7 protein-coding genes and 1 pseudogene are annotated in these 6,120 nt (G+C 68.1%); 1 reads left to right on the plus strand and 7 read right to left on the minus strand.

What is annotated here, in order from left to right; genetic code table 11:
• Positions 1-842 (minus strand): FHA domain-containing protein (locus tag K0M70_RS14740; protein WP_290783218.1); only part of this gene is annotated, 842 nt, incomplete at its 3' end.
• Positions 843-968: 126 nt separating this feature from the next.
• On the opposite strand from K0M70_RS14740, the pseudogene K0M70_RS14745 reads away from it, so the two are divergent.
• Positions 969-1,288: pseudogene (locus K0M70_RS14745) on the plus strand (DUF3301 domain-containing protein).
• Positions 1,289-1,299: 11 nt separating this feature from the next.
• Here K0M70_RS14745 and K0M70_RS14750 read toward each other — a convergent pair.
• From K0M70_RS14750 to K0M70_RS14775, 6 genes are all read right to left on the minus strand, one after another.
• Entirely contained in the window at positions 1,300-1,722 is a 423-nt protein-coding gene (locus tag K0M70_RS14750) for a ClpXP protease specificity-enhancing factor (protein ID WP_290783220.1), read from the minus strand.
• Positions 1,719-2,354: a glutathione S-transferase N-terminal domain-containing protein gene (locus tag K0M70_RS14755; RefSeq protein WP_290783222.1), complete on the minus strand. Its 636-nt coding sequence runs from the start codon at positions 2,352-2,354 to the stop codon at positions 1,719-1,721. Before K0M70_RS14755 ends, K0M70_RS14750 begins: the two co-directional genes overlap by 4 nt.
• 217 nt (positions 2,355-2,571) lie before the next feature.
• Positions 2,572-3,306, minus strand: coding sequence for a cytochrome c1 (locus K0M70_RS14760; RefSeq protein WP_290783224.1), 735 nt, complete (start codon positions 3,304-3,306; stop codon positions 2,572-2,574).
• A complete protein-coding gene (locus tag K0M70_RS14765) occupies positions 3,299-4,546 on the minus strand; it encodes a cytochrome bc complex cytochrome b subunit (protein ID WP_290783225.1) in 1,248 nt (415 codons plus the stop codon). Before K0M70_RS14765 ends, K0M70_RS14760 begins: the two co-directional genes overlap by 8 nt.
• On the minus strand, positions 4,546-5,151 hold the full coding sequence (gene petA, locus K0M70_RS14770) for a ubiquinol-cytochrome c reductase iron-sulfur subunit (protein WP_290783227.1): 606 nt from the start codon (positions 5,149-5,151) through the stop codon (positions 4,546-4,548). Before petA ends, K0M70_RS14765 begins: the two co-directional genes overlap by 1 nt.
• A gap of 117 nt (positions 5,152-5,268) precedes the next feature.
• A partial coding sequence (locus tag K0M70_RS14775) for a lytic transglycosylase domain-containing protein (protein ID WP_290783229.1) occupies positions 5,269-6,120 on the minus strand: 852 nt, incomplete at its 5' end.

Here is a 6,120-nt window from a genome sequence, read left to right on the forward strand (position 1 = left end):
CCCCCCCCCCCCCCCCCCCCCGCACATACACGTCGGGGGGGGGGCGCTCCGCCGGGGCTCCCCACCAGCGCCACGATCACCAGCCCCGCCGCGGCGGTGAGCATGATCGGCACCCACTTGCTCATGCCGTTGCCGGCGACGGCCGCAGCCTCGCTGGGCACCACGCGCGTAGCCTGCTGCGCCATTTCCATGCCCGGCGCCACCACGATGAAGCGCACCGCGTCCAGGCGCAGTTCGTCGCCGGCATTCAGGAAGCCCTGCTGCACGCGCTTGGCGTTGATGTAGGTGCCGTTGGACGACCCCAGGTCCTCGACCGACAGGCCTTCCTGGGTGGGCTTCACCAGCGCATGGCGCCGCGAAATTTCCTCGGCGTGCACCGAGATGTCGCATTCCGGGGCGCGCCCGATCACCACCGGCCCGGCCACCGGGAACACCTTGCCGAACACCGCGCCGGAAACACCGCGCAGCACGAACTTGGGCACCGCCATGCGCACGCGGGTGGCGCCGGAATCTTCGTCCGAGCCGGCGGGCGCGCCGCCGGGGGACACGCTGCGCGCGGCCTCCACCAGGGCATAGCGCGCAATGACGGGACCGATGCCGATCTGGTCGCCGGCGCGCAGCGCCATGATGTCGGCCACCGGCTTGCCGTTCACCGTCGCCGGGCCGCCGCCGGCGGGCACCTGCAGGTTGGCACCGGTGCTGGTGACGTGGATTTCGCAGTGCAGTTCGCTGATCGCCGGGTCGGCCAGCACCACGGCGTTGTCGGGGCCAGAACCGATGCGATTAACGCCGGCGCTCAAGAGCACCTGCAAGTGCTCGCCATTGGGAAACACCAGTTTCATTTTCGCTCTCCTGCGAAACGGCGAGGGCCCGTCGGGCCGGCATCCGAGCGTATCTTAGCCATCCGCGCGCCTTCACGGCAGGGGGTCCGCCTTGCGGCCTTGCCCGAACGTCCCCACACTATGCCCATGCTCTCAACCCTGATCGCCATGGTCCTGGCCGTGGCCGTAGCCGCCTTCTGGTACGCCGGCCGAGGCGCCGCCGAAACCGCCACCCGTGTCGGGCAGGCGGCCTGCGTGCGGCGGGCGTGCAGTGGCTGGACCAGAGCGTGCACCTGGTGACCATGCGGATCAGCCGGGGCAACGACGGCTGGCTGGCACTGGAGCGCCATTTCGGTTTCGAATATTCCACCGGCGGCGACGATCGTCGCTCCGGCCGCATCGTCCTGCAGGGCCGGCGCTTGCGTTCGGTGGTGGGGCCGATGCCCCTGGAGCCCGGCCAGACCTGAGCGTCGCGCGGTTACTTGATGACCCGCAGGTGGCTGCGCTTGGGCGGTTCGCCGCCGGCATCGGGACCCGTCGTCGGGTCGGGAGACTCATCGGGAAGCACCGCGCCGTCTTCGGGCAGCATCATGCCCTGCCCCGTTTCCTGGGCGTAGATCGCCATCACGGCGGTCACCGGCACCACGATCGACTGGCTCACACCGCCAAAGCGCGCCATGAAGCGCACCTCGCGGTTGTCCATGGCCAGGTGCGCCACCGCGCGCGGAGCGATGTTGAGCACCACCCGGCCTTCTTTCACCACCGAGGCGGGCACCTGCACGCCTTCGCGCACCGCGTCCACCAGCAGGTGGGGCGTCATGCCGTTGTCGTTGATCCATTCGTTCAATGCCCGCAGCAGGTACGGGCGGTTGGACGTCATCGCGGCAACTTCGTCGGTCACATTGGAATCTCGCGCAGGGCCTTTTCTTCCGTCGTCAGGCTGCGCAGATAGGCGGGGTTGCGGAAAATCCGCATGCCGTAGTCCTCGATGAGCTTGGCTTCCTTGGGCAGCACGATGCCCAGCGCCGGCAGGCGCCAGATGATCGGGGCGATGGCGCAATCGGCCAGGCTCATTTCCGGATTCAGGAAGAACTTGGACGCTTTGAACAGCGGCAGCGCGCCGATCAGAAGCTCCTTGAGGCGCTTGCGGCCGGCGTCGGCCTGGGCCTTGGTGCCGTGCTGGATGGCCTGCACGTGCGGAACCCAGTCGTGCTCCAGGCGCAGCATCGCCAGCCGCAGGCGCGCGCGCGACAGCGGGTCCACCGGCATCAGCGGCGGGTGCGGATAGCGTTCATCCAGGTACTCCGAAACCACCGAAGCGGCGTAAAGGACCAGGTCCCGGTCCACCAGGGTGGGCACGGAGTGGTAGGGGTTGAGGTCCACCAGGTCCTCGGGCGGATTGCCCGGGTCTACCGGAACCAGTTCGTAAGTGACGCCCTTGGCGGCCAGCACCAGCCGGACGCGGTGGCAGACCACGCAGTCACGGGCTGAAAACAGGGTCAGGGCGTTGCGGATGCGCGGACTGGCAGCCATCGGGTTTCCCTCTCGCGGTGCCGCAAGCCCCTTGCAGGCGGTCACCCGAAGCCCTAACCCTGCCCGAAACCCACGGTCCGCCGCAAGCCATCGGCCGGCAGGAGGCCGGTTGGGTGCCGGTGGGAGCCTCCGGAACGCCGGTCCGCGGCGCCTGGCGGGGCCTGAAACGCACGAGGCCGCCCAAAGGCGGCCTCGTGGGGTGTACTGACCCGGAGGGTCAGTGCACGTCGCGCCAGTACTCGGCCTTGAGCAGATAGGCCAGGAAGGTGAAGAAGGCGAGGAACAGGATCACCCAGACGCCGATCGACTCGCGCTTGAGCGCGGCCGGCTCGGCCACGTACTGCAGGAAGGCGCTGATGTCGCGGGCCACCTGGTCGTACTGCGTGGCGTCCAGGCGGCCGGGCTTGGCCAACTCCAGCTTGGCCACGTGCGGCAAGCCGTCGGCACCCTGCTCATAGACAGGGCGCTGGATGCCCTGCAGGTCCCAAAGCACGTGCGGCATCGAGGCGCCGGGGAAGACCGTGTTGTTCCAGCCCATCGGCCGGGTCTCGTCCACGTAGAAACCCTTGAGATAGCTGTAGATCCAGTCCGGGCCGCCCAGGCGGGCGCGGGCGGTCAGGCTCAGGTCGGGCGGCGCCTTGCCGAACCAGGCGGCACCGTCGCCGGCGGCGATGCCGGTGTTGATGTTCTCGCCGATCTTGGCGTCGCCCTGCATCAGGGTGGCCTCAACCACTGCCGGATCCAGGTCCAGGTCGGAGGCGATGCGCGAATACCGATGCAGGGTCAGCGCGTGGCAGCCTGAGCAGTAGTTCATGAACAGGCCGGCGCCGCGCTGCAGCGACGCCTTGTCGCTCAGGTCGGTACCGGACGATTCCAGCGGGCCGCCGCCCGCAGCGAGGCCCAGGGCCGGCACGAAGGCCAGCAGCAGGGCAAACAAGCGCAGCTTATTCATGCATGGTCACCCGCTCGGGAACTTCTTTGGTCTGGCCCATGGCGGACCAGAACGGCATCAGGATGAAGAAGGCGAAGTAGTAGGTCGTCAGGACCTGGGCCACCAGCTTCTGGGTGTCGGAACCGGCCTGCGCACCCAGCCAGCCCAGGATCACGAAGCTCACCGCGAAGATGGCGATCAGGATCTTGTGCAGCATGGGGCGGAAGCGGATGGACTTGACCTTGCAGCGGTCCAGCCACGGCAGCGCGAACAGGATCAGGGTCGCGCCGCCCATCACGATCACGCCGAACAGCTTGTCGGGGATCGCGCGCAGCATCGCGTAGTAGGGCGTGAAGTACCACACCGGCTTGATGTGCGCCGGCGTCACCAGCGGATCGGCCTCGATGAAGTTGTCCCACTCCAGGAACCAGCCGCCCATGGTGGGCGCGAAGAACACGATGAAGGCGAACAGGAGCAGGAAGCCGCCGGCGTAGAAGATGTCCTTCACCGTGTGGTACGGGTGGAAAGCAATGCCGTCCAGCGGCTTGCCCGTGGTCTTGTCCTTGACCTTCTTGATGTCCACGCCGTCGGGGTTGTTGGACCCCACCTCGTGCAGGGCGCCGATGTGCAGCACCACCAGCAGCAGCAGCACCAGCGGCAGCGCGATCACGTGCAGCGCGAAGAAGCGGTTGAGCGTGGCGTCGGCCACCAGGTAGTCGCCGCGGATCCACTCGGTCAGGCCGTTGCCCACCACCGGGATGGCGCCGAACAGGTTGATGATGACCTGCGCGCCCCAGTACGACATCTGGCCCCAGGGCAGCACGTAGCCCATGAAGGCTTCGGCCATCAGCACCAGGAAGATCATCATGCCCAGCACCCAGACCAGCTCGCGCGGCTTCTGGTACGAGCCGTAGATCAGGCCGCGGAACATGTGCAGGTACACCACCACGAACAACAGCGACGCGCCGGTGCTGTGCATGTAGCGGATCAGCCAGCCCCACTCCACGTCGCGCATGATGTATTCGACCGAGGCAAAGGCTTCCGCCGCGCTCGGCTTGTAGTGCATCGTCAGGAAGATGCCGGTGACGATCTGGTTGACCAGCACCAGCATCGACAGCGCGCCGAAGATGTACCAGATGTTGAAGTTCTTCGGAGCGTAGTACTCCGACATGTGCTTCTTGTAGAAGGGCACCAGGCCGGGCGTACGGGCGTTGAACCAACCGACGACGCTTTCAGTGGTGCGTGCGATGACGTTGGCCATTAGACGGCTCCTTCAGGGGCGACACCAACGATAAGATGGGTGTCGTCAACGAAGTGGTAGGGCGGGATCTCGAGGTTCGACGGGGCGGGCACGCCCTGGAACACGCGGCCGGCCAGGTCGAAGCGCGAGTTGTGGCAGGGGCAGTAGAAGCCGCCCTGCCATTCGCTGTCGAAGGCCTGCGGCTGCAGCTCGGGCACGTAGGAAGGCGAGCAGCCCAGGTGGGTGCAGATGCCGACGATCACGGCCAGTTCGGGCTTGATGGCCCGGACCGGGTTGCGCGCGAAGGCCGGGGTCTGGTCCTCGTTGGTGGAGTCCGGATCGCGCAGGCTGCCGTCCAACCCGGGCAGGGCGGCCAGCTGTTCCGGCGAGCGCTTGAAGATCCAGACCGGCTTGCCGCGCCACTGCACGATCATGCGCATGCCCGGCTCGCCGTCGATCTTGCTGATGTCCACGGACACCGGCGCACCGGCCACCTGGGCTCGTGCGCTGGGCTTCCAGGTGCTGATGAACGGCACCGCGACCCCGACCACACCGACCGCGCCAACGACGGCGGTGGTGGCGGTCAGGAAGCGGCGACGGCCTGAGTTGACCCCTTCGTTAGCCATCCGGCTCTCCGAAATACTTGCTAAGTGGCTGAAAATCGAGATGCAGGACCGGCCGGCCCTGCAAAGACGCGCAATTGTAGCGGAGGGAGTGAGGCAGCGACAACGCCGCCGATCACCTCACTGGGCCGACAGGGCCCCGCGGTAGCGGTCGGCCAGCTGGGCGACACGCTGGACGTAGCGCTGGGTTTCGGCGTAGGGCGGCACGCCGCCATGGCGGTCCACGGCGCCCTCGCCGGCGTTGTAGCCGGCCGAGGCCAGCGTCAGGTCGTTGTTGAAGCGCTTGAGCAGCCAGGCCAGGTACTGCACGCCGCCCCGGATGTTCTGGTTGGGGTCGAACACGTCCCCCACCCCGAACCGGCTGGCGGTGGCGGGAATCAGCTGCATCAGGCCCTGTGCCCCGGCATGGGACACGGCGTTGGGCCGGAACGCCGATTCGGCATGGATGATCGCCCGGACCACCGCTTCCTCCACGCCGAACTCCTGCGCCGCTGCCCGCACCTCGGCCGCATAGGCCTCGGTGTTCAGACGCACCGTGGCGAAGCTCACGCCCGGCAGCAGCCCGCAGGCGTAGCAGCTCTCCACATAGCTGAACAACACCTTCGCCCCGGCGTCGCCGCCGGGCCGGACGTTGGTGTAGTGAACCACGCCGTCGCGCTCATAGCGGTAGATCGCGCCGCGCGTGACCTTGGCGCCGCTGCCGGCGCTGACGGCCGGCAGGGCCTGGCCGGCGGCGGCGGTGATGAACTGGACCCGGTTGGCGGGCACCCTGCGCGGCACGGCGGACGAGCCCCCGCCGTTGGCAGCCACGGCGGTCGCGCTGGCCGGGGCCGGCCCGCGGGGCCGGGCGTTGGCCGGCGTATAGCTGGAAACCAGCTTGCAGCTGGCCCCCGCGACCTTCTTGCCCGAATAGTTGGGGATGCCGTCGGCGCCGGTGCATTTGTACAGCGCACCCGCCCCGGCCGGGGCAGC

It is taken from the genome of Arenimonas sp., assembly GCF_019459675.1.
Taxonomy (GTDB): domain Bacteria; phylum Pseudomonadota; class Gammaproteobacteria; order Xanthomonadales; family Xanthomonadaceae; genus Arenimonas.